Origin of the sequence: Streptomyces sp. DSM 40750 (assembly GCF_024612035.1) — a bacterium.
GTDB lineage: Bacteria > Actinomycetota > Actinomycetes > Streptomycetales > Streptomycetaceae > Streptomyces.
Genome location: NZ_CP102513.1, coordinates 10,777,865 through 10,798,701 on the forward strand (window position 1 = coordinate 10,777,865; position 20,837 = coordinate 10,798,701).

18 protein-coding genes are annotated in these 20,837 nt (G+C 71.1%); 7 read left to right on the forward strand and 11 right to left on the reverse strand.

Features of this window, described 5'->3' with window-relative positions; all coding sequences use genetic code 11:
• The first annotated feature begins 4 nt into the window (after nt 1-4).
• The 3 genes from JIX55_RS47035 (at nt 5) to JIX55_RS47045 (ending at nt 2,009) form a co-directional block, all read left to right on the forward strand.
• Nucleotides 5-910: a MurR/RpiR family transcriptional regulator gene (locus tag JIX55_RS47035; protein ID WP_257561769.1), complete on the forward strand. Its 906-nt coding sequence runs from the start codon at nt 5-7 to the stop codon at nt 908-910.
• Nucleotides 911-962: 52 nt separating this feature from the next.
• Nucleotides 963-1,553: a DinB family protein gene (locus tag JIX55_RS47040; protein WP_257561768.1), complete on the forward strand. Its 591-nt coding sequence runs from the start codon at nt 963-965 to the stop codon at nt 1,551-1,553.
• Nucleotides 1,554-1,634: 81 nt separating this feature from the next.
• A complete protein-coding gene (locus JIX55_RS47045; RefSeq protein ID WP_306819979.1) occupies nt 1,635-2,009 on the forward strand; it encodes a helix-turn-helix domain-containing protein in 375 nt (124 codons plus the stop codon).
• 108 nt (nt 2,010-2,117) lie between these two features.
• Here the strand turns inward: JIX55_RS47045 and JIX55_RS47050 are convergent, their stop codons facing one another.
• Together JIX55_RS47050 and JIX55_RS47055 are read right to left on the reverse strand one after the other, a co-directional pair.
• The gene (locus tag JIX55_RS47050) at nt 2,118-2,720 is read right to left on the reverse strand and encodes a ClpP family protease (protein WP_257561767.1); all 603 of its coding nucleotides are present in this window, start codon (nt 2,718-2,720) and stop codon (nt 2,118-2,120) included.
• A complete protein-coding gene (locus tag JIX55_RS47055; protein ID WP_257561766.1) occupies nt 2,720-3,376 on the reverse strand; it encodes an ATP-dependent Clp protease proteolytic subunit in 657 nt (218 codons plus the stop codon). Before JIX55_RS47055 ends, JIX55_RS47050 begins: the two co-directional genes overlap by 1 nt.
• Nucleotides 3,377-3,595: 219 nt before the next feature.
• On the opposite strand from JIX55_RS47055, the gene JIX55_RS47060 reads away from it, so the two are divergent.
• Nucleotides 3,596-4,075 (forward strand): VOC family protein, encoded by a 480-nt coding sequence (locus JIX55_RS47060; protein WP_257561765.1) that lies wholly within the window; start codon nt 3,596-3,598, stop codon nt 4,073-4,075.
• A gap of 159 nt (nt 4,076-4,234) precedes the next feature.
• Nucleotides 4,235-5,233, forward strand: a complete 999-nt coding sequence (locus JIX55_RS47065; RefSeq protein ID WP_257561764.1) for a TerC family protein — start codon at nt 4,235-4,237, stop codon at nt 5,231-5,233.
• Here the strand turns inward: JIX55_RS47065 and JIX55_RS47070 are convergent.
• The 4 genes from JIX55_RS47070 to JIX55_RS47085 all read right to left on the reverse strand — a co-directional run bounded on the left by JIX55_RS47070 (nt 5,230) and on the right by JIX55_RS47085 (nt 7,894).
• On the reverse strand, nt 5,230-5,589 hold the full coding sequence (locus tag JIX55_RS47070; RefSeq protein WP_257561763.1) for a DUF6193 family natural product biosynthesis protein: 360 nt from the start codon (nt 5,587-5,589) through the stop codon (nt 5,230-5,232). The genes JIX55_RS47065 and JIX55_RS47070 overlap by 4 nt on opposite strands.
• 77 nt (nt 5,590-5,666) lie before the next feature.
• On the reverse strand, nt 5,667-6,587 hold the full coding sequence (locus JIX55_RS47075) for an SGNH/GDSL hydrolase family protein (RefSeq protein ID WP_257561762.1): 921 nt from the start codon (nt 6,585-6,587) through the stop codon (nt 5,667-5,669).
• Nucleotides 6,588-6,709: 122 nt separating this feature from the next.
• Nucleotides 6,710-7,387 (reverse strand): DUF3105 domain-containing protein, encoded by a 678-nt coding sequence (locus tag JIX55_RS47080; protein WP_257561761.1) that lies wholly within the window; start codon nt 7,385-7,387, stop codon nt 6,710-6,712.
• An 87-nt stretch (nt 7,388-7,474) separates the two neighbouring features.
• Nucleotides 7,475-7,894 (reverse strand): DUF6153 family protein, encoded by a 420-nt coding sequence (locus tag JIX55_RS47085; protein WP_257561760.1) that lies wholly within the window; start codon nt 7,892-7,894, stop codon nt 7,475-7,477.
• A gap of 196 nt (nt 7,895-8,090) precedes the next feature.
• Between JIX55_RS47085 and JIX55_RS47090 the strand changes: the two genes are divergently transcribed.
• A complete protein-coding gene (locus JIX55_RS47090) occupies nt 8,091-8,900 on the forward strand; it encodes a VOC family protein (RefSeq protein WP_257561759.1) in 810 nt (269 codons plus the stop codon).
• A gap of 64 nt (nt 8,901-8,964) precedes the next feature.
• Nucleotides 8,965-9,693: a ribonuclease H family protein gene (locus JIX55_RS47095; RefSeq protein WP_257561758.1), complete on the forward strand. Its 729-nt coding sequence runs from the start codon at nt 8,965-8,967 to the stop codon at nt 9,691-9,693.
• A gap of 210 nt (nt 9,694-9,903) precedes the next feature.
• On the opposite strand, the gene JIX55_RS47100 is transcribed toward JIX55_RS47095, so the two are convergent.
• The 5 genes from JIX55_RS47100 to melC1 form a co-directional block, all read right to left on the reverse strand.
• Nucleotides 9,904-11,373: a polysaccharide deacetylase family protein gene (locus tag JIX55_RS47100; RefSeq protein ID WP_257561757.1), complete on the reverse strand. Its 1,470-nt coding sequence runs from the start codon at nt 11,371-11,373 to the stop codon at nt 9,904-9,906.
• A gap of 170 nt (nt 11,374-11,543) precedes the next feature.
• The gene (locus JIX55_RS47105) at nt 11,544-15,269 is read right to left on the reverse strand and encodes an nSTAND1 domain-containing NTPase (RefSeq protein WP_257561756.1); all 3,726 of its coding nucleotides are present in this window, start codon (nt 15,267-15,269) and stop codon (nt 11,544-11,546) included.
• Nucleotides 15,270-15,411: 142 nt separating this feature from the next.
• Nucleotides 15,412-18,828 carry a S8 family serine peptidase gene (locus JIX55_RS51080; protein ID WP_306819978.1) on the reverse strand — a complete coding sequence of 1,139 codons (3,417 nt, stop codon included), beginning with the start codon at nt 18,826-18,828 and terminating at the stop codon, nt 15,412-15,414.
• Nucleotides 18,829-19,382: 554 nt separating this feature from the next.
• The gene (melC2, locus tag JIX55_RS47120) at nt 19,383-20,207 is read right to left on the reverse strand and encodes a tyrosinase MelC2 (RefSeq protein WP_257561755.1); all 825 of its coding nucleotides are present in this window, start codon (nt 20,205-20,207) and stop codon (nt 19,383-19,385) included.
• 29 nt (nt 20,208-20,236) lie between these two features.
• Complete coding sequence (gene melC1, locus JIX55_RS47125; protein WP_257561754.1) at nt 20,237-20,602, reverse strand: apotyrosinase chaperone MelC1; 366 nt, start codon at nt 20,600-20,602, stop codon at nt 20,237-20,239.
• Between the last annotated feature and the right edge of the window lie 235 nt (nt 20,603-20,837).

Sequence of the window (20,837 nt, forward strand, 5' to 3'; positions counted from 1 at the left end):
TGTAATGAAAATTTCAGATCACGGGGATCTCGGAGACGGGCTGGCCCGGCTCCGCGCGGCGGTCCGTGACCACTGGGAGAGCCTGTCCGCCTCCGAGCGCGCGGTCGCCCAGTACCTCGCCAGCGCCCCCGTCGAGCAACTCCTCTTCGCCGGCGCCCAGGAGCTCGGCACGGCCAGCGGGACCAGCAACGCCACCGTGGTCCGCGCGCTCCAGCGTCTCGGCTACGCCGGTCTGCCCGCCCTCAAGCGTGAACTGGCCACCGGCTTCACCGCGGCCGTGGCGCCCGAGGTGCGGCTGAAGCAGCGCATCGCCCATGTCGGCCCGGACCTCGACGGCATCTGGAGCGATGTGATCGACGAGGCCCAGGAACGCATCGAGCAGACCCGGCGGCTGACCGAGCCGGACGCCCTGCGTGCCGCCGTGGCCGCGCTCGCCGACGCCGGGGAGATCCACTGCTTCGGGATCGCCGCCTCCGAACCGGCCGCCCGCCACCTGTCGTTGGCGCTGGGCCGCATCGACCGCCGGTCCCGCTTCTCCGGCGCCACCGGGTTCGCCCTCGCCGACCATTTGCTGGCGCTGCGTCAGGGCGACGCCGTGGTGATCTTCCAACCCGGGCGTGCCCTGCACGAGCTGACCGTGCTCGTCGAACGCGCGCGAGCGGTCGGGGCGCGGGTCGTCCTCGTCACCGACGAACTCGGAGAGGAGTTCGGCGACCGCGTGGACGCCGTCCTGACCGCACCGCACACCCCCACGGGCATCACCTCGGAGGCGCTCACCGCGCTCGTCGTGGCGGATGTGCTGCTCCTCGCCCTGACGACTCTGGACGAGACACGGGCCGTCGACACCTCCCACCAACTCACCGTACTGCGCGAGCAGTTGATGCCCACCAGAAGCAACCGGAAGGGCTGACCGGCGGAAAAGCGGTGGCGCACCGGTGCGACGACCGCCGATGCTCCTCCGCATGAGTGACAGTCTTGAGACGCGGCCCGACGAACAGCCCCTGCCGGAGCGGAAGCCCGGCTGGGGCGACAGGTTCGTCGGACCCGAAGGGGATCCGCGCAGCGAAGGAGGCTACGAGGGGGAGCGGGCCACCCTGGTCGGGTACCTCCGCGACCAGCGGCTGACCCTGGAGCTGAAGTGCGCGGGGCTCGACGCCGAGGCCCTGGCCCGTCGCTCGGTGCCGCCGTCCGACATGTCGCTGCTGGGGCTCGTACGCCACCTGGCCGGCGTGGAACAGTACTGGTTCCGCGAGGCGTTGGCAGGACAGCGGGAGCCACGCCACTACCGCGCCGGAGACGACCCCGATGGGGACTTCAACGATGCCGTGGCCGACCCCGAGGCCGTCGCCGACGCCTGGGAGACCTGGCGCTCCGAGGTCGACTTCGCCGAGCGGTTCGTCGCCGCGGCCCCCGACCTGGGCATCACCGGCCGCCACGACGACGAGCCCATCGCCCTCCGCGAGGTCCTCGTCCACATGATCGAGGAGTACGCCCGCCACAACGGCCACGCCGACTTCCTGCGCGAACGCATCGACGGCCGCATCGGCCAGTGACGTCCGGTGCGGGACCGGGATTTCCCTGAGGGCGGAACGCCGCCCCCTTCCCCTCCCGCTCGGAGTTCCTACGCTGAAGAAGTGAGCCGACAAGCGCCGAACGAAGCCCGAGTCATCCCGCTACGCCCGACAGTGGCCCCTCCCGCCGGCGGCCCACCCGCCAAGGAACCCCTGTGGCGCGACCTCGTCGGTGACGTCCTCCGGCGCGAACGGCTCGCCCAGGAACGCACGTTGAAGGACGTGGCCGACACGGCGCGGATCTCGATGCCGTACCTCTCCGAGGTGGAACGGGGCCGCAAGGAGGCCTCGTCCGAGGTCCTCGCGGCCGCCGCCCAGGCCCTCGGCCTGAGCCTGGGCGACCTACTCTCCCTGGCCCAGACCGAACTGACCCGCCATACGCCCCACACCCGCAGGACGACCAACGCCCCCTACAACGGGCTGTGCCTCGCAGCCTGACCAGGCTCACCACCCGCGCCCCAAAGGGGCGCGGGGAACTGCGCGAGCAACCACAATCAGCCCCGCAGCCGCCACACAAGCGATGTACCCCACCCGGTCGGCGGGCCCTCAGTCACCCACCACCCGCCGACCCAACACCTCGTCCGCCAGCCCGTACGCCACCGCCTCCTCCGCCGTGAACACCTTGTCCCGATCCATGTCGGCCCGCAGCTCCCCCGCATCACGGTGCGTATGCCGGGCGAGAACCCCCTCGACCTGCGCACGGATCCGCACCATCTCCTTGGCCTGAAGGGAGAGGTCGGAGACCGTGCCCTGCCGGCCACCACTCGCCGGCTGCCCCAGCAGCACCCGCGCGTGCTCCAGTACGAACCGCCGCCCGGGGTCCCCGCCGGCCAGCAGCACCGCCGCCGTGGAGGCCGCCTGCCCGACGCAGAACGTCGAGATCGGCGCCTGCACGAACGTCATCGTGTCGTAGATCGCCATCAGGGAAGTGAACGATCCCCCGGGCGAGTTGATGTAGATCGCGATCTCGCTCTCCGGCGCCGACGACTCCAGATGGAGCAGCTGCGCGATGACGACGTTGGCCACCCCGTCGTCGATCTCCGTGCCGAGGAAGATGATCCGCTCGGACAGCAGCCGGCTGAACACGTCGTACGACCGCTCGCCCTGCGGCGTCCGCTCGACCACGTTCGGAATGGTGTACGTCCCCATCACTGCAGCCCCATCCGTCGGCGGGTCGCGGCCGGCCGTACGTCGTCGAGCGACTCGACGACCCGGTCGACCATCCCGTACTCCTTGGCCTGCTCGGCCGTGAACCAGCGGTCGCGGTCGCCGTCCCGGGAGATCGTCTCCTCGGACTGGCCGGTGTGCTCCGCGGTGATCCGCTCGATGGCCCTCTTGGTGAACTCCAGGTTCTCCGCCTGGATCTCGATGTCCGCGGTGGTGCCGCCGATGCCCGCCGACGGCTGGTGCATCATGATCCGCGCGTTGGGCAGCGCGAACCGCTTCCCGCGCGTGCCCACGCTCAGCAGGAACTGGCCCATGCTCGCCGCGAAACCCATCGCCAGCGTCGCCACGTCGTTCGGGATCAGCCGCATCGTGTCGTAGATGGCGAGACCCGCGGTCACCGAACCGCCCGGGCTGTTGATGTACAGACTGATGTCGGTGCGCGGGTCCTCCGCCGACAGCACCAGCAGCTGCGCGCAGACCCGGTTCGCGGAGACCTCGTCGACCTGGGTGCCGAGGAAGACGATCCGCTGCGCGAGCAGCTGCGCGGCGAGATGGTCGTCGAAGCGTGACGGCGGGGTGTCACCCTCCTCGGCACGCGGGGCGAGCGTCGGCGCCCAGCCGGTGATCAGTGGAGCCACGGTTCCTCCCTGAGGATTGACGCGACCGCGGTGGCCGCTGCCCCCACTCTCCCCACGAACCACCGCCCACCTGGACTTTCTCTGCCCGTGGCAGATTCGCCGACAGCAGAGGACCGCCCTCTCCCCGGCCCGTCGCCACGCGTGGCCGCGCCACCGATGAGTTTCCGGACCAGGATCGGTCGACTCAGGAGACGACACACCCCGCCGGAGGAGGCGCACATGTCCAGCGACGGATTCACCACCTGCCTGTGGTTCGACGGCCAGGCCGAGGAAGCGGCCGCCCACTACGTATCGATCTTCAAGAACTCCCGGATCGGCAGGGTCACCCACTACGGCGAAGGCATGCCCCAGCCGGCCGGCTCCGTGCTCACCGTGGAGTTCGTGGCCAACGGGCAGAAGTTCATCGCGCTGAACGGCGGCCCGCAGTTCAAGTTCAGCGAGGCCATCTCCTTCCAGATCCTCTGCGAGGACCAGGACGAGATCGACTACTACTGGAACAGCCTCACCGAGGGCGGCGAGGGCGGCCAATGCGGATGGCTCAAGGACAGGTTCGGCGTGTCCTGGCAGATCGAACCCACCGCACTCCTCGACATGATCAGCGACCCGGACCCGCAGAAGTCGGCCCGCGTGTACGCGGCGATGATGCCGATGGGCAAACTCGACCTCGCCGCGCTGCGGAAGGCGTACGCGGGCGAATAGCCGACTCCGGACACCCCCTCGCCCTGGTGGACGGCTCCCGTGGGAAGACCTCCCGCCAGGGCGCACACAAGGATTTCGGCAGTTCTTCACCCACGCCGGGTAGCGGTTGCAAAGGCGGCTGGTGAGGCTTTCCTGTGCACCGCCTGACCCGGAGGAACCTTGAACGTCTCCCTGACCACCTGGCTGCTCACCATCGTCGCCCTGTGCGTCCTTGTCGCCGTCGACTTCTTCATCGGCCGCAAACCCCATGACGTGTCGATCAAGGAGGCCGGCATCTGGTCGGCCGTCTGGATCGCCCTGGCGATCGCGTTCGGCCTCGGCGTGCTGGCCGTCGGCGGGGGCAAGCCCGCGGGAGAGTTCTTCGCGGGCTTCATCACCGAGAAGTCCCTGAGCGTCGACAACCTCTTCGTCTTCGTCCTGATCATGGCGAAGTTCGCCGTGCCCTCGCAGTACCAGCAACGCGTCCTGATGGTCGGCGTCCTCATGGCGCTGGTGCTCCGCGCGATCTTCATCGCGGCCGGCGCGGCGATCATCGCCGGCTTCTCCTGGGTCTTCTACATCTTCGGCGCGTTCCTGATCTACACCGCTTGGAAGCTGGTCGAGGACGCCCGCAAGGGCGGCCACGAGGAGGAGTACGAGGAGAACAAGCTCCTCAAGGCGGTGGAGAATCGATTCGGCGTGGCCGACCGGTACCACGGCACCAAGCTGTGGATCGAGCAGAACGGCAAGCGTGTCATGACGCCGATGCTCGTCGTGATGCTCGCGATCGGCTCCACCGACGTCCTGTTCGCCCTCGACTCCATCCCCGCGATCTACGGCCTCACCCAGGACCCGTACATCGTCTTCACGGCCAACGCGTTCGCGCTCATGGGCCTGCGCCAGCTGTACTTCCTCATCGGCGGCCTCCTGAAGAAGCTCGTCCACCTCTCCTACGGCCTGTCGGTCATCCTCGGCTTCATCGGCGTCAAGCTCGTCCTCCACGCCCTGCACGAGTCCGGCGTCCACGTACCGGAGATCTCCATCCCCTTCTCGCTCGGCTTCATCGTCCTGGTCCTCGCGGTGACGACGGCGACCAGCCTGTGGGCGTCGAAGAAGCAGGCGGAGCGGCAGCAGGCGCCGGCGGACCCGGAGGAGGAGCGCGCCTCCGAGGAGGTCTAGACGCCCCGCTCCCCGCCCGTGTGCGCGGGCAGGTGGCTCACCACGAGAGCGGCGGCCTCCGCGGGGGTCGCGCACTCGCCGAGGAGATCGGTGTAGCCGGAGGAGTAGACCTGGTACGGCGGCCCGCCGTACAGGATGAACGGTGCCTCGTCGTGGTCCGAGTCGGGCCACGGCGGGGCGCTGCGCAAGAAGTGCAGCGTGCCGTGGGTGGGGAACGGGTAGCGGGCGCGCAGGCTCGGCTCGGCGTATGCGGCCTCGACGACGACGGGCAGCGCGTCGTGCGTGGCGCCCCGCGTCCCGGGCCTGCGTTCCAGGAGCCAGTGCCAGGCCGTCGCGATGTCAGGAGCTTCGGACACGAGCGCCATCCTCCGGGTTCCCGGGCTCGGCCACAAGTGATCACTGGGAGGCCGACCGGGATCGCTTCCACGGCGTCTCAGGTGCTCGCCTCGCTGATCACCCGCGTGATCTCCCGGGCGATCCGTGTGATGCCCGGCGAGAGCACCGGGCACGGCTTCGGCTTCGACGTCGTCGGGGCCAGGCAGAAGTGGAGGTAGTCCTCGTCGTGGTGGAGGGCCGTGCGGTCCTGGCCCGGCTGGGTGCAGTAGCCGTCGTGCTCGCGCTCGTACGCGGTGCACGGCAGGTACTGGGTCCAGGCGTAGCGGTCGGAGCCCGGGCTCACGGCCCTGCCGGCGTCGGCGACGAGGTCACCGGAGGCCTTGGCCTGCTTCTCGTACAGGGCGTTCACCCGGCGGACCCGGTCAGGGGTGATCGGGTCCGGGCCCTGGAGCACCCACACGATCTTCGGCCGGTGGGTGCCGCCCGCGTTCGCGATCTGCTCGGTGAGCTGGGATGCGGCGGCCGTGTACCGCTCGAAGTACTTCGCGCGGGCCTTGTCGTAGGTGATCCCGTCCATGCACGGCGTGTAGTCCCACGCGTTGCCCCAGAACTGAAGCACGACGTAGTCCGGGCTCAGCCGCCGCACCAGCGCGGCCGCCTTGTCCTTCGTCGGGACGAGCGACCGGTCGGCGGTGCCCTCCAGGTAGTCGCACAGGGTGGTGCCCGAGTACGGGGCGCTCGTGTAGCGGGCGTCGAGGTCGGCCTCCAGTGACGCGCCGAGGACCTTCTGGTTCTCCATGGCGAGCGAGTCCCCGAGATAGAGCACCACGGGCGCCGGCTTCGCCGCGCGGGCGTCGGGGGACGCGGTGGCGGCCCGCTGACGCGTGGTCGGTGACGGGTCCGGTGCCGCGGCCGACGGTGGTGCCTCCTCGGGCGCCGACTCAGGGTCCCCGCACGCGCCGAGCAGCAGCGCGGCGAGCACCGCCCCCGCCACTCCCACGATCCACGGCTTGCGCATACGGCGACTCCCGCCCCGGCCATCGAAACGGCTCCCCAGGCAAGCACAGCCGGGAGCAAGGGGGAAGACCCGTGTCGGCCACGAGGGCGCCCGGCCTCGCCGGACGCCCTCACGCGGTCAGGTCACGGCGTCATGCCGCCGGAGCACGCGGCCCCCGGCTCCGGCGTCTGCTCGCCCTGCACGTACTTGTCGAGGAACTTCTGGACCTTCGGGTCGGACGCCTTGTCCACCTTCAGCTGGTGCTCCCAGGCGCTCAGCACGATCGGCGAGGACTGGTCCTCGTAGGGGCTCATGAAGGTGTACGTCGTGTTGGTCACGAGCTTGCTCAGCGACTCGACGTCGGCCTTGGCCGCCTTGTCGTTGTACGTGATCCAGACGGCGCCGTGCTCCAGCCCGTGCACGGCGTTCTCGTTCGGCACGGCCTTGGTGTACACCTGCTTGTCGCAGTTGACCCACACCGCGCTGTGGTCGCCGCCGACCGGCGGGCTCATCTTGTAGTCGACAGTCTCGGAGACGTGGTTCTGGGTGAGCTTCGACCAGCTCTTCACGCCGTCGATCGGCGCGGCCTTCGCCTCCTCCTTCTCCTGGGCGGAGTCGATCAGGTACCAGCCGCCGCCTGCGAGTCCGGCAAGGATCGCGGCGGTGACGCCCAGCGTGATCAGGCGCATACGCCGCTCACGGGCCTGCTCTGCCTTGCGTATCTCCTCGACGCGGGCGCGCCGCGCCGCCTCCCGGGCCTTGGGGCTGTTGTTCTTGCCCTTCGGGCCGTTGTTCTTGGCCTTCGCCTTGGATGAAGCCATGGGGATGTCCTTCTCCCCGCCGTGCCGCACGGGCAGGGCGGTCCTGCGAGTCGTCTTGGGTCTGTCGGGCGGGGGCCGGTGTCCGGCCTAGACGCGGAGCAACTGCAGTTCGTGGAGATCGGGAGGGCGGGCCCGCCCCGGCTCCCGGGCCCCGTCGAGCGCGACCGGCGCCGGGGCCGTCGCGGGCTGCCAGGTCGCCGCGGTGTGGTCCGCGCCGGGCAACGGCACCTGGCCGAGAACCGCTCGCGGGTCGGGGGAGTGGCAGCCGTGCCGACCCGGACCGTGCTCGCAGGGGGCGCGCTCCACATGATCCGCCCGCACGGCGACCGAGCGCTCCTCCACCGGTGCCGACACCGAATGCGGGCGCTGCCGCGGACCGTCACCGGGAGGCGAGCCCGCACAGAACAACAGGAATGTGGTGAGGGCCAACGAGACCACGAGCACCAGGCGCGCCGACCGGCTCCGGGCGCACGGCATCGCCGTACGACTGAAGGGCCGGCCGGACATGGATCCACCTGATGAGTCGAGGCGAACGGGAGTGCGAGCGCCGCTGAAATTATCAGACGACGCACAGCCGTGGTCCCGCCTCACGGATGTCGTGCTGATTTCACGCGGTCTGTCCTGTTCGGCGCGCGTCCGGGGCCGCTCCTGGCTAGCGTGAGGGCCGGGGAAACCACCCGTCGAACCGAGGAGAGTGGCAGTCATGGCCGCACATCCCGAGGGAACGCCCTGTTGGGCCGACGCGATGTTCAGCGACGTCGAGGGGGCGAAGAGTTTCTACGGCGACGTGCTGGGCTGGACGTTCGGCGAGGCGTCCTCCGAGTACGGCAACTACACACAGGCGTACGCGGACGGCAAGGCGGTGGCCGCCGTCGTCCCGCCGATGCCCGGGCAGGAAGGGCAGTCCGCCTGGTGCCTCTACTTCGCCTCACCCGACGTCAACGCCACCGCCACGAAGATCCGTGACAACGGCGGCGAACTGCTGATGGAACCGATGCGGGTCGGCGACTTCGGCTCCATGCTGCTGGCCCGCTCCCCGGACGGCGTCGTCTTCGGCGTCTGGCAGGCCGGCGTCCACGAGGGCTTCGAGACCATGGGTGTGCCCGGCGCGTACGTATGGGCCGAGATCTTCACGCGGGAGCCCGAGAAGTCCGACGCGTTCTTCCCGGCCGTCTTCCCGTACCGGGTCAAGCAGATGGACGACCCCGAGAACCCCCAGATGGACTTCCGGGTCTTCGACCTCGGGGCGAACCCGCTTCTCGGTCGGATGAAGATGACGGAGGAGGACTTCCCGCCCGAGGTGCCGTCGTACATCAACGTGTACTTCACCGTCGCCGACTGCGACGACGCGGTCGCCAAGGCCACCAAGCTGGGCGGCGTCCTGCGCTTCGGCCCGATGGACACCCCCTTCGGCCGCTTCGCGGCGCTCAGTGATCCGCAGGGCGCGTCGTTCTCGGTCATCGACGTCACCAACACGCAGGGCGAGATGCCGGCGCTCACGGACGTGGACTGAGCGGGCGCGGAGGTGTGCGCGGGGGTGGGGGACCCGTGGACGGTCCCACACCCCCGCGCATGGCATGATCGATGCCATGCCGGAACGTGTTGTGGCCGCCTGTGACGGAGCGTCCAAGGGAAACCCCGGACCAGCGGGCTGGGCCTGGGTGGTCGCCGAGGACGACGAGATCCCTTCGCGCTGGGAGGCCGGCCCGCTGGGCAGAGCCACCAACAACATCGCCGAACTCACCGCCCTGGAGCGGCTGTTGGCGGCCACCGACCCGGCGGTGCCGATCGAGATCCGGATGGACTCCCAGTACGCGATGAAGGCGGTCACCACCTGGCTGCCCGGCTGGAAGCGCAACGGCTGGCGCACGGCCGCCGGCAAGCCGGTCGCCAACCAGGAACTCGTGGTCCGTATCGACGAGTTGCTCGCCGGCCGCTCCGTGGAGTTCCGCTACGTCCCCGCCCACCAGGTCGACGGCGACCGCCTGAACGACTTCGCCGACCGCGCGGCGAGCCAGGCGGCCATCGTCCAGGAACCCGCCGGCACCGAGCTGGGCTCCCCGGAACCGCCGGCCACGCCCGACACGGTCCCGGCCCGCCGCGCCACGGCGAAGAAGCCCGGGAAGTCGGCCAGGACCGGCGCCCGGAACGGCTCGTCGCCATCCTCGTCCCGCACCATCAAGGCGAAGTTCCCCGGCCGCTGCCTGTGCGGCCGCCCGTACGCCGCGGGCGAGCCCATCGCCAAGAACGACCAGGGCTGGGGCCACCCGGAGTGCCGTACGGCGGAGACCACCGGAGCCCAGTAGCCCAGGGACGGAAGAGGCGTGGGCGTCACACGACGGCGCCGCGCCACTCGCCGATGAGCACGGCGATGGAGACCAGGGGCGACGTCGGCCCGTACGGCCCGGGATGTCGGCGTGACGGTCGCCAGCAGCCTGCCGGCCCGGTCGTCGCATCCCCTGCCGGGCGCGCATCAGGGCCTGGCGGGAATGAAGGAATCCGCGACTGTTCTTCGGTTACCGGGGTGCCAGGGTGGTTCGCAGGTGGCTGACCGTGACGAAGTGGTAGCCGCGGGCGGTCAGCGTCCGCAGGATCTCGGGGACGGCGGCCACCGAGGTGGGATGGATGTCGTGCATCAGGACGACATCGTTGGGCTCGGTCTTGGCGATGACGGTCTGGGCGACCTTGGCGGCGTCGCGGTACTTCCAGTCCTCGGTGTCCACGTCCCACAGCACCGGTGACAGTGTGGTGGCCGCCTTCACCTTGGCGTCCATGGCGCCGTACGGCGGCCGGAAGAGGGTCGGCGCCTCGCCGGTGGCGTTCTTGATCGCCTCGCTGGTGCGGTTCAGTTGGTACCTGATCTGCTCGGGGGTGAGCCGGGTGAGGTCGGGGTGGTTCCAGGAGTGGTTGCCGACCTCGTGGCCGGCCTTCGCCTCGGCGCGGACGAGTTCGGGGTGCGCGGCGACGTTCTGCCCCACGGTGAAGAAGGTGACGCGGGCCTTGTACTGGGCCAGGTGGTTCAGCAGTGTCGCCGCCTCCGGCACAGCCGGCCCGTCGTCGAAGGTCAGCGCGACGCACTTCACCTTCGTGCAGTCCGTGGTGTCCTCCCCCGAGGCCCGGTGGGTCGGCACGGGCTCCTCGGGGGCGCCGGTGGCGCCCAGGTCCAGCGTTCCGCTCGGGTGCATGGCCTGCTGCTGCGCCCGCTTGCCGAAGGCGGACAGCCAAGGGGTGATCGTCTCCTTCGAGAAGGCCACCGCATAGCGCCCGCCGGCCGGGACGCCCACGTCGCCACGGTCGAAGCTGACCCGCATGCCGCCGTCGGTGCCGAACGCGACGTCGTCCAGGACGGCGGTCTGGGCCGCCGGATCGCCGAACACCTCGTCGAGCTGGCCGGCGTCGACGCCCTCCTGGCCCTCGAGGTCCTTCTTCAGCGCGGCGATGAAGGACTCCCGGGCGCCGTCGGCGACGAGCCCGGGCGGCGTGCGGTACGCCTTGGCCGCACCGTCGTACCAGTACGTCCTGGTGGCCAGTCCGTCCCCGGCCGCGCCGCGGTCCAGCGTGGACAGCCGCACGCCGAGCACATCGCCGGAGGCGATGAGGAACTGGTGGCTGATGTTCAGCTCCTGCCCGCTGCGGGAGCCCGACCCGCCCCCGCAGTCGGTCGCCTGCGCGCCGTCGTTCGTGCCGAGGAACGTGGCCAGGCGCTGCTGGACGTCCTTCCGCATCGCGGCTGCCATCGCGTCCGCGCCGGGTACCGCCGGATAGCTGGTGGCATAGGGGCAGGAGCCGTGCTCGCTGCTGTCGGTGACGATGTCCAGGCCGTTGATCTTCGCCGGGTCGATGCCCTGGTCGTCGATCGCCGGCCCTGACGAAGCGGTGGCGCCGCCCTGGCCGGATTCGGTCCCGGACGGGCCGCCGGCACAGGCCGCGGTCAGGGCCAGCGAGCCGAGCAGGATGAGCGAGGGCAGGAGAAGATTTTTGCGCATGCGAACGTAGCCTTCGCGAGTGGGATGACGGGGCTGCCGTGCTGCGGCTCCCTGAAAACCGCGGGGAGGGAGCGGTTCGCGGCACGGCACTGCCCGATCTCACCGTCCGGCGACGTTGATTACCAGGCGCTTCGATGCTCTGAACAAAATTCCGGTACGGCGGATGCCGCTCAGCGGTCGCAGATCGCGCGGTAGGGGGCGTCGGGGACGTACGTGCGCCACTGGGCTTCGGTCAGTCCACTTCCGGTGCGGTCGCAAATGACCGTTATGGCCTTGGCCGGGTCGACGGCATAGCTCTGGAGCGGGACGTACTGACCGGCGGCGAACAGCGTGCCGCCGTCTCGGCTGAAGGCGACGGACCGGAGCGGGTCGCCCGGCGTGGGCAGGGCGCCGACGAGGGACTGCTGGGAGGCGGTGTCCCACAGCTGAAGCGTCCCGTCCGTACCGCCCACGGCGAGGGTGTGTCCGTTGGGCGAGAAGGCGAGCGCGGCCACGCCTTCCGGAGCGGCGCCCGCACGCGACGTTCCGGGAAGGACGCCCATGCGGCGGCGGACGTCGCCGTCCCACAGGGTCACGCGCCCCGACGAGTCGCCGACCGCGAGCCGGGTGCCGTCGGGACTGAAGGCAAGGGCGGTGACGTTCTCGCCCGCGGCGAGGGCCCGGCCGGTGACCCGGCCGGTGACCCGGCCGGGCAGCGTGGCGACCTGGTCGGCGGCGGACGCGATCAGGCGCCCGTCGCCGCGCACCGTCATGGGGGCGCCGGTGAGCCCCTCGATGCTGCCCGACCTGTGCGCCCGGCCGCCGCCGATGTCCCACACGTCCACAACATCGGCGTCACCCGTGCCACGCGGGACGAGCAAGGTGCGCCCGCCCGGACCGAGGGCGATCCCGGACACCGTCTGCTGGACCCCGCGCGGGAGCGTGAGCGACGTGCGTACCTTGCCTCCCGCCGTGTCCCACACCCTGAGGCGCAGGTGCGCCGAGTCCGTGGCGTCGGCGGCGGCGAGCGCCCGGCCGTCCGGGCTGAAGGTCAGGAGCGGAGTCGCGTCATCGGTGGTCGACGCGCCGAGCGCGGCCCGGGCGACGAGGGCTCCGGTGCGGGTGGAGCGCAGTTCGAGGCGGTGGCCGCCGCCGGAGCGGGTCGCGGTGGCCAGCGTGGTGCCGTCCGGGCTGAGCACCGCGGTCTCGGACGGGGTGGACCGCCAGCCGGCGGAGAGGACGGTGGTCAGGTCGTACGTGCGGACGATCCCGTCGTCGAAGGAGCGCAGTACCCCGTCCTTTCCGGGGTCCCAGGCGAGGCCGTGCAGCTCGGTGCCGGACAGGGCCCGCCCGAAGACCTGGACGGGGTCGCCGCCGAGACGCCACACCGCGAGTTCCTGGCCGTCGGACGCGGCCAGGAACCGTCCGTCGCGGGACAGGTCGGCGAGGGTGAAGCCGGAGTCGCCCGGGCTCGCCACGTCAGCGACCAGGCGCCCGCTGGGGATGTCCCAGACGCGGAACGCCGTTCCGGAGGTCACGGCCAACCGCGTACCGTCCGCGCTGAGCCGGACCATGTTCGCGCCCGAGTCGGCACCCGACCCCGTACCGCACGTGTCCTTCCCGGCCTCGTCCCAGGCGCCGGACAGCCGTTTGTTGCGGGAGGCGTCCCAGAGGTGGGGCGAGCCGTTCGCGGGGCACACGGCGACCAGTCGGCCGTCCGCGCCGACGGAGGCCGCGGACACCGGGCCCGGGAGGGCCGCGCCGAACAGCCGCTCGCTGTCGTCGATCCGGTGCAGGGCCGCGGTTCCCGGGCCCTCCAGCGGGGTGACGAGATAGCTCTTCCCGTCGCCCGCAAACCATGTGATCACCGGCGAGTCCCGCAGGTCCGCGACGGTGCGGTCGGTCGACGGCTGCCACAGCTGGTTGCCGTCCGGCCCGACAAGGCCGAGGGTGCGGGCGTCCGGGCTCACGGCGGCCACCTCCATGCCGTCCGGGAGGCGGTAGGAGCCGAGCCTGCGGTGGTCGGTCACCCGCCAGGTGGTCACCCGACTGCTCGCCACGCTGACCAGCGTCCGGCCACCGTCGGTGAGGAAGCGGCGGGCGTCCCTCCCGGTCTGCGGATCGTTGAACGCGTCCCGCTCCGGCTGTGCCAGGGCCCGCAGCAGCGCGCCGCGCGATTCGGTCAGGGGTGACAGCCGCCACGCGGCGACACTCAGCAGCTCGGCCGTGCGCGGATCGGTCGGCCGCAGGCTGTCGGCCACCGACGCGAGGCGGCGGGCGGCGGCCTTGGCGGCCTCCTCCTGACTCGCCCGGTCACGCTGCCAGGCCAACAGCCCCGCGGCCAGGGCCACCACCAGGAACACGGAGAGGGCGACGGTCAGCCTGCGCGACCGCCGGGCGGTACGGGCCTCCGCCTCGCGTTCGGCGTCGCGGACGGTCAGCGAGGCCGTGAGGAAAGCGCGCTCGGACGGGGTCAGGCCGTCGCCGTCGTCGTCGGAGGGCCGCAGGAACATCTCCTCGGCCCGGATCAGACGCGTACCCCGGTACAGGGCGCCGGGGTCACGGCCGAGCTCCTCCCACAACCGGGCCGCCTCCCCGAGCCGGCGCTCCTCGCGCAGCCGTTCACGGTCCTCCTCGATCCAGCCGGACAGTCTCGGCCAGCCGGTGATCAGCGCCTCGTGCGCCAGCTCGACGGTGTCGCCGTCCAGGGTGATCAGCCGCGCGCGGGCCAGCCGCTCCAGGACGTCCCGCGCCGCATCCCCCAGCTCGGACCTCCGGGCCGGGCGCCGGGTGTCGGCCGTCCCGTCGCCCGGCGCGATCAGCCGCAGCAGCGCACGGCGGGCAGCGCGCGCCCGGACCGGAGGAAGCTCCGCGTACATCTCGTCCGCGGTGGCGGCGATGGCGCCGTGCACACCACCGGCCTCGTCGTACGCGGCCATGGTCAGCATGCGGCCACGGCGGCGGCGCCAGGTCTCCAGCAGCGCGTGGGAGAGCATCGGCAGTGCACCTGGTTGGTCGACGACCTCGTCGACGATGCGGGCGGTCAGGGCGCGTTCCACGGTGAGACCGGCGGCCGTCGCCGGTCCGGTGACGACCTCGCGCAGTTCGTCCCGGTTCATGGGGCCCACCAGCAGAGTGGCCCGGCTGACCGCCTCGGCCAGCCTCCGGTCCAGGGAGCAGTGGCCGTAGAAGTCGCCGCGGACGGCGGCGACCACCCGAAGGCGGCTCTCGGGCGCTTGGGCCGCGAGCAGCAGATGAAGGAACCGGGTGCGTTCCTCCCGGTCATGGCACAGCGTGAACAGTTCCTCGAACTGGTCGACGATCACCCACGTGTCCTGCTCGCCGTCCTTCGGAACCAGCGCCCGCGCATGGCTGCGCGCAGGAAGCTCGCCCGGAGTGAGAACCCGGATCACCGCGGGGCGGTCCGTGTCCGAAACATCGTGAAGAGCCGGTATCAGACCGGCCCGCAGCAGCGACGACTTGCCGCTTCCCGACGGCCCGCACACCGCTGCGAACCGGTGCTCGCGCACCAGGTCGAGCAGTTCGCCGACGAGCCGGTCGCGGCCGAAGAACCGCTCTCGATCGTCCGGTTCGTACCGGCCCAGTCCCTGATACGGCGGCGTGGTGCCCCCGCCCTGCTCCGCCGCCTCCTTGATCGCCCGGTCGGCCTCGCGCCGGCGCTCCTCCCACTGCTCGGGATCCGCTTCCAACGCCAGGGCGTACGCGCGGACGAGCTCGGGCGAGGGCAGCTGCTCCCCGGCCGCCGCCTGCGACAGGGCACTCGCCGAATATCCCGCCCGCTTGGCCATCTCCCGGTAGGTGGGCTTCCCGGCCTTCTCGCGCAGGGTGCGCAGATCGTGCGCGAGCCGTTCCATGGGACCGGCGTCGGGGTCCAGCGGCTTCTCGCGTCGCCCCACGGACGGAGCCCTCCAGACTTCAAGCACAGCGCGGGCAGCCACCGTATGGTTTCTCCTCCTTTTCAGGCAATCCGCAGCTGCGGCACACACCGGGGACCGGAAGAGAAGACTTCCGGCCCCCGGCGTCGTGCCTGGGCAGCGCCTATCGGACGGTGCGGTAGGCGTTGCCGATCGTGCCGGTGTAGGTGTTGCCCTCGGTGTCGGACAGCGACGCCTTGAGGGATACGGTGCCGGGCGCCTGCGGATGGACGAGGCGCAGGGACCGCTTGCCGGCCGTGTCGGTGCGGACGGTCACCGGCTTCCAGGTCCGGCCACCGTCGTACGACACCTGTACGGCGAGGGACTTGAGGTGCCCCTTGACGGCCGCCGGGCCCTGCACCACGACCGGAACCGTGATCTTCCGGCCGGCCTTGGCGGTGGCAGTGAGGCTGAGCTTCGGCAGGAAGCGGACCGCGGAGAGCGGGAGGCGCTCGGCGACGCGGGTCGGGTCGACGTACTGCGAGGTGAAGGTCCACTTCGCGCTGACCCGGTCGCTGACCTTGTACGTGTTCAGGCTCCGCGTCGCTTCGCCGGTGAGCGTGTACCTGGTCCTCTCCTTCGCCAGACCGTCCAACGGGTAGGCGAAAGAGCAGGGGTCCGTGGTCGTGCTCAGGTAGGTCCGGCCGCCCGCCGTGAGTACGGTCTTCTGCTTGGCGTTCCTGTCGAGGACCAGGCGGCCGTCGGAGAACAGCGGGTTGCACAGGGTGTAGCCGTTGCCACTGCGGTAGCCGCCGATCGGTACGGTGCCGCGCGCCGCGACAGGTCCGAAGACGCCCTGGTTCCATCCCTCGCGGTAGCTGCGGCCGGGCTCGTAGCGCTTGGCGCCCAGCCCCATGACCTGGGAGTAGGGGAAGCTGTCGCCGCCGACGTGGAGGTCCAGGCCGAGATTCCAGCGCAGGCCGTGGTCGGCCGACACGTAGATCACCCGGCGGGAGGTCGGCGCGGGCCTGGAGAAGCCCTTGAGGCCCGGGCCGCCGCCCGTCAACTGGGGGAAGCCGGGCACCTCCCACTGGGCGGTCTGCAGGGCTTGGGTGTCCTTGACGGTGGCGCCGATCGCCATGTCGACTTTCGCCATCGAGGACCGGCGGACGGCTTGGGTGAGCCCGGTGAAGAAGGACCCCTGGCGGCTGACCACGATGTTGTACTGCGGCTTCCCGGCAGCGCGTGCCCCGAGGACGGTGCCGATCTGGGCCATGAAATCCTTCGCCGACGCGCTGGGGCCGACCTGGGCGAGGGTGGTGCCGTCGCCGGGGAAGGCTGCCGCGTAGGCGTACTCCTTCTTGGAGCCGTGCACGGCGTACTGCACGACCTGAGCGATCCCGGCGGCTCCCTGCTCCGGGGCTGTGATCCTGACCTTCTTGGCCCTGCGCTGGTCGAAGGCCAGCGTGGTGTCCTTGGTGATCCGGAGGTTGGGCGCGACCAGCACCGACTGCTGGTTCCGCCGTCCGCCCGTCAGGAAGACGTCCGCCGCATATCGGCCCTTGGGAACCCGCAGCGTCACCTGGTAGTCGCCGTCGGCGTCACGCAGGTACGGGTCGTAGCTCCTGGGGCTGTCCAGGCCGACGAGGCTGGCCATGGCCCAGTCCGCAGCCTTGCCGTCCACGCCGACGCTCTTGACGGTGACGTTGTAGGACTCGATCTCGCGGTTGACGAGTGCGGGGGTGCGGACGACCGTCGTGCCGTCACCGGTCGTGGCGATCATGGCACCCGAGTGGACACCGTCCTTGACGGCCCGGGTGTCGGCGGTGGCGGTCGCGGTGGCGGTGCCGCCCGCCGGGACGGTCAGGCGGGCCGGGGTGAGGGTGAACACGCCCGCCGGGCCGTCGGCTTCGAGGCTGAGGGTGACGGGTGCGGTGCCCGTGTTGCGGTAGGCGAGGGTCCTGGTGATCGGAGTGTCGTCGTCGTGCGGCCAGGCCTGGGTGCCGAAGGCGAGGGAGGCGGGCTCGGTGACGACGGTCTGGGTGACGGCACGGGCCGCATCGACCCGGCCGGAGCCCTGTTCGTATGCGGTCAGCCGGGTGTTCGCCTTGGCGGAGCCCATCAGCGCGGCCTTGATCCGCGTCCCGTTCCAGTCGGGGTGCCGCTGGGCGAGGATGGCGGCGGCCCCGGCGACGTGCGGGGTGGCCATGGAGGTGCCGGACATCGTCGTGTAGCCCTTGATGTCGGCGTCCTCGCCGATGGCGCCGTGCTTGGCCCTGGCGGCGACGATGTCCACCCCGGGGGCGGAGAGATCCGGTTTGAGCCCGTCGTCGGCCGTCGGGCCGCGGCTGGAGAAGCGGGCGAGGGAGTCCTGGCGGTCCACGGCGGCGACGGTGATGGCCGCCGCGGCGCTGCCGGGCGAGCCGACGGTGGCCTCGGCCGGGCCCTCGTTGCCCGCGGCGATGGCGAACAGCACGCCCTTGGATGCCGAGAGGGTGTTGACGGCCTTCTCCATGGGATCGGCACCGGGGGTGTCGGTGCCGCCGAGGCTCATGTTGATCACTTTGGCGCCCTGCTGGACCGCCCACTGCATTCCGGCGATGATCCCGGATTCCTCCCCCGAACCGTCGTCGCCGAGGACCTTGCCGTTCAGCAGCCGCGCGTCGGGGGCGACGCCCCGGTACTTGCCGGCGGATGCCGTGCCGGAGCCGGCGATGGTGGAGGCGACGTGGGTGCCGTGGCCCGCCTTGTCGTCAGTGTTGCCGGACGCGCTGAAGTCCTTGGCAGCGACGACCCTGCCCTTCAGGTCGGGGTGGGTGGCGTCGATGCCGGTGTCCAGGACGGCCACCTTGACGCCCTTGCCGGTCCAGCCGGCCCTCCACGCGTCCGGGGCGCCGATCCGCGTCGGACCGGTGCCGTCGGCGGGTGCGTCCGCGGCGGTCCGCGGAACGGCCCTGACCCTGGCGTCGAGCCAGACCCGATCCACTCCCGGAGCCGTGGTCACCGCGCCCTCGGCCCGGCTGTCGGCGTTCGTGAGTGCCTTCCAGACCTGAGGGGCGTCCTGTTTGTCGGTGACGAGTGACTGGCCGCGCACGGCGGGCAGTCGGCGCTCCACGTCGGCGTCCGCCGCGGCCAGCGCCTGTTCGGCGTCGGCCCGCTGGTCCTGGCCACCCCTGTACGACACGATCAGCGGGAGACGCTTCTGGTGCTCGTCGTCGTAGCCGTCCTTGACCAGCTGCGTGATGTCGAACAGCCGACGGTCCAGTCTGCCGCTGTTCAGCAGTTTGATCGCGTCCACCGGGACGACATGGGTGTGCCCGCCGATGTGGCGCGTCACGTAGCCGGTGCGCGAACGGCCCTTCCCCATCTCCACACCGACCACGCGGCCGCCGCGATCCACGTCGACGGTGTCACCGGTGACCAGCGTGATGCGTGCCGTGGCCGACAGGGCGCTGCGGGGTTCGGCCGCCGCGCTCGGCGCTCCGGTCGCCTGGAGGGTGGCGGTCAGCCCGACGACCATGGTCAGTGCGACCGCGCCGCCGTACGCGGCTGCCTTGCCTCGTGTCCTCAGTCTGTGCTGGTTCCCGTGCCTGTTTCGCAATGGAGGTCTCTTCCCCGATCGATGGTGTTGAGGTGCTGCGTGCGCGGCTGCGCACCGGGCGGCCCCAGGCCAGGGGGAAGGGCCTGGGGCCGCGGCGGGGGTGCCGGTGATGGGAGGCATCACCGGGCTGAGACCGAGTTTTGGCGGCCGGTGGATTGTCCAGTAGGCCCTCCGGTGCGCTGAACAATCTCGGCAACGGGCACTGGTCGATTACCGGGGAGGTCGGCGATCGGTCCCCGCGCCGGAGGTGCGGCGGCACCGTTCCGCTCGGATGATCTCCGCCTGCTCCGGGCTGGGGACAGGCCGGGGCTGCCGCCGCGCAGGCCGAGCGTCATCAGCCTGGTCGGCCGGACCTGACGCCGGGCCTCCCGCTCGGTGTCGGCGGCCGGCGCCGAGACGCCGATCAGGGCGTAGGGCCGGACCTCGCTCACATCGAAGCGGGGCGGGCGACTGCCTTGACGCGGCGGAAGCCGGCACGCGCAGGCAGGGCGCGGCCGCTACCGCGGCCCGGCCGAGATGATCACCGACCGCGGGGGCCCCGTGGATCAACGTGATCAGGCCGCGTCGAACGTGTAGTGCGCGGTGTGGTCCAGCAGCGCAGCCGGGGTCGTGTCGTTCCACGGCTTCATGGGCTCGTCGAGATCGACCACGTTCGGTGTCCCGGCGGCCGGCGCGTACGGGGATCCCGGGTGCAGGCGCCGCCAGTCGGCCCACAGCTTGTCGACGAACGCGTGATGGAGCCAGAAGACCGGATCGTTGGGGGAGACCCCGGTGCCCATCTGGCCGCCCACCCACACATGCACCCGGTTGTGGAGGTTCACGCCCCGCCAGCCCTCCAGATGATTGCGGAAGCCGTCCGAGGCGCTGTTCCAGGGCGCCATGTCGTACGTGGACATCGCGAGCACGGAATCCACCTCGGCCCGGGTCGGCAACTGCCGTACCGCGCCCCCGAGGGACCGCCGCAGATAGGTGCGGCCGTCGACGCGCACATGGATCGGCCAGTTCCCGGTGGACGCGGCGAACGGCCCGTCCATCACCCGCCCGTCGCGGCTGCGCCCGGTGCCGCCGAGGAAGTCGGGCGCCCAGAGGGACGAGCGCGGAGTGCGGTCGACCGTCCAGTCCCAGTAGGGCAGTGCGACGGTGGGGTCCACGGATTGCAGCGCCCGCTCGAACTCCAGCAGGAATCTGCGGTGCCAGGGCAGGAAGGAGGGCGAACGGTGGCCCGTACGTTCGCCGTTGTCGGTGTCGCCGAGGATGAACGCGTTGTGCGTCGTGACGAACTCGTCGTAGCGGCCGGAGCGCTTCAGCGCGATCAGCGTGTCGACGAAGCGCCGCTTCTCGTCGGCGGTCAGGGTGGCCTGGTTCTTGCGTATGGTCATGTCTCTGCGGCTCCTCGCGGTGGTGCGGGTCAGTTGAAGGGGACGAGCCGGGCGCCCTGCAGTTCGTCGACCGCCGCGCGGGCGGCGGCGCGCGGGTTCGGCACGGGGGAGTAGTGGCTGACGACGCTGATCCAGCTGCCGTCGGCGTTCCGCATCACATGCAGCTCGACCCCGTCGACGAACACGGCGTAAACGGCCCCGTGATGGTGACCGCCGCCCTCGGCCGGGCGGCCCTGTATCCGGCGCCCCCGGTAGACCTCGTCGAAGGCCTCGGGCCCGTCGTGGCCGCCGTGGTCGCCGTGGTCGTCGGCGGCCGCGGCGGTGAGCGGGGCACCGGCGGTCACGGCCAGCGCGACCGCGGCTCCGAGCGCGTGGCGGCGGGTGATGTCGGGCATGCGGAAGCCTCCTGGGGCAGGGGGATTGACGACTCGTCATGCCTATCGATCCGGTGGGGAACCGGAGAAATCCCAGGAAGCCGGTTGGCTGCGATCCGGACAATTAAGTAAATGTCGTGCAAGGTTGAACAAAGATGATCTTACTGTGGCGAGCCTTCGGGTGGGGGCGGAGGGGGATATTCCGCGCGGTGGCGCGCGCGGCGCCGATGATCTTGTCGCGCCGGTGTGGATCGAG

Coding starts and splice junctions, on each gene's coding strand:
- JIX55_RS47035 (WP_257561769.1), top strand. CDS start 5: ATGAAAATTTCAGATCACGGGGATCTCGGAGACGGGCTGGCCCGGCTC.
- JIX55_RS47040 (WP_257561768.1), top strand. CDS start 963: ATGAGTGACAGTCTTGAGACGCGGCCCGACGAACAGCCCCTGCCGGAG.
- JIX55_RS47095 (WP_257561758.1), top strand. CDS start 8,965: ATGATCGATGCCATGCCGGAACGTGTTGTGGCCGCCTGTGACGGAGCG.
- JIX55_RS47080 (WP_257561761.1), bottom strand. CDS start 7,387: ATGGCTTCATCCAAGGCGAAGGCCAAGAACAACGGCCCGAAGGGCAAG.
- JIX55_RS47090 (WP_257561759.1), top strand. CDS start 8,091: ATGGCCGCACATCCCGAGGGAACGCCCTGTTGGGCCGACGCGATGTTC.
- JIX55_RS47060 (WP_257561765.1), top strand. CDS start 3,596: ATGTCCAGCGACGGATTCACCACCTGCCTGTGGTTCGACGGCCAGGCC.
- JIX55_RS47100 (WP_257561757.1), bottom strand. CDS start 11,373: ATGCGCAAAAATCTTCTCCTGCCCTCGCTCATCCTGCTCGGCTCGCTG.
- JIX55_RS47075 (WP_257561762.1), bottom strand. CDS start 6,587: ATGCGCAAGCCGTGGATCGTGGGAGTGGCGGGGGCGGTGCTCGCCGCG.
- JIX55_RS47085 (WP_257561760.1), bottom strand. CDS start 7,894: ATGTCCGGCCGGCCCTTCAGTCGTACGGCGATGCCGTGCGCCCGGAGC.
- melC2 (WP_257561755.1), bottom strand. CDS start 20,207: ATGACCATACGCAAGAACCAGGCCACCCTGACCGCCGACGAGAAGCGG.
- JIX55_RS47050 (WP_257561767.1), bottom strand. CDS start 2,720: ATGGGGACGTACACCATTCCGAACGTGGTCGAGCGGACGCCGCAGGGC.
- melC1 (WP_257561754.1), bottom strand. CDS start 20,602: ATGCCCGACATCACCCGCCGCCACGCGCTCGGAGCCGCGGTCGCGCTG.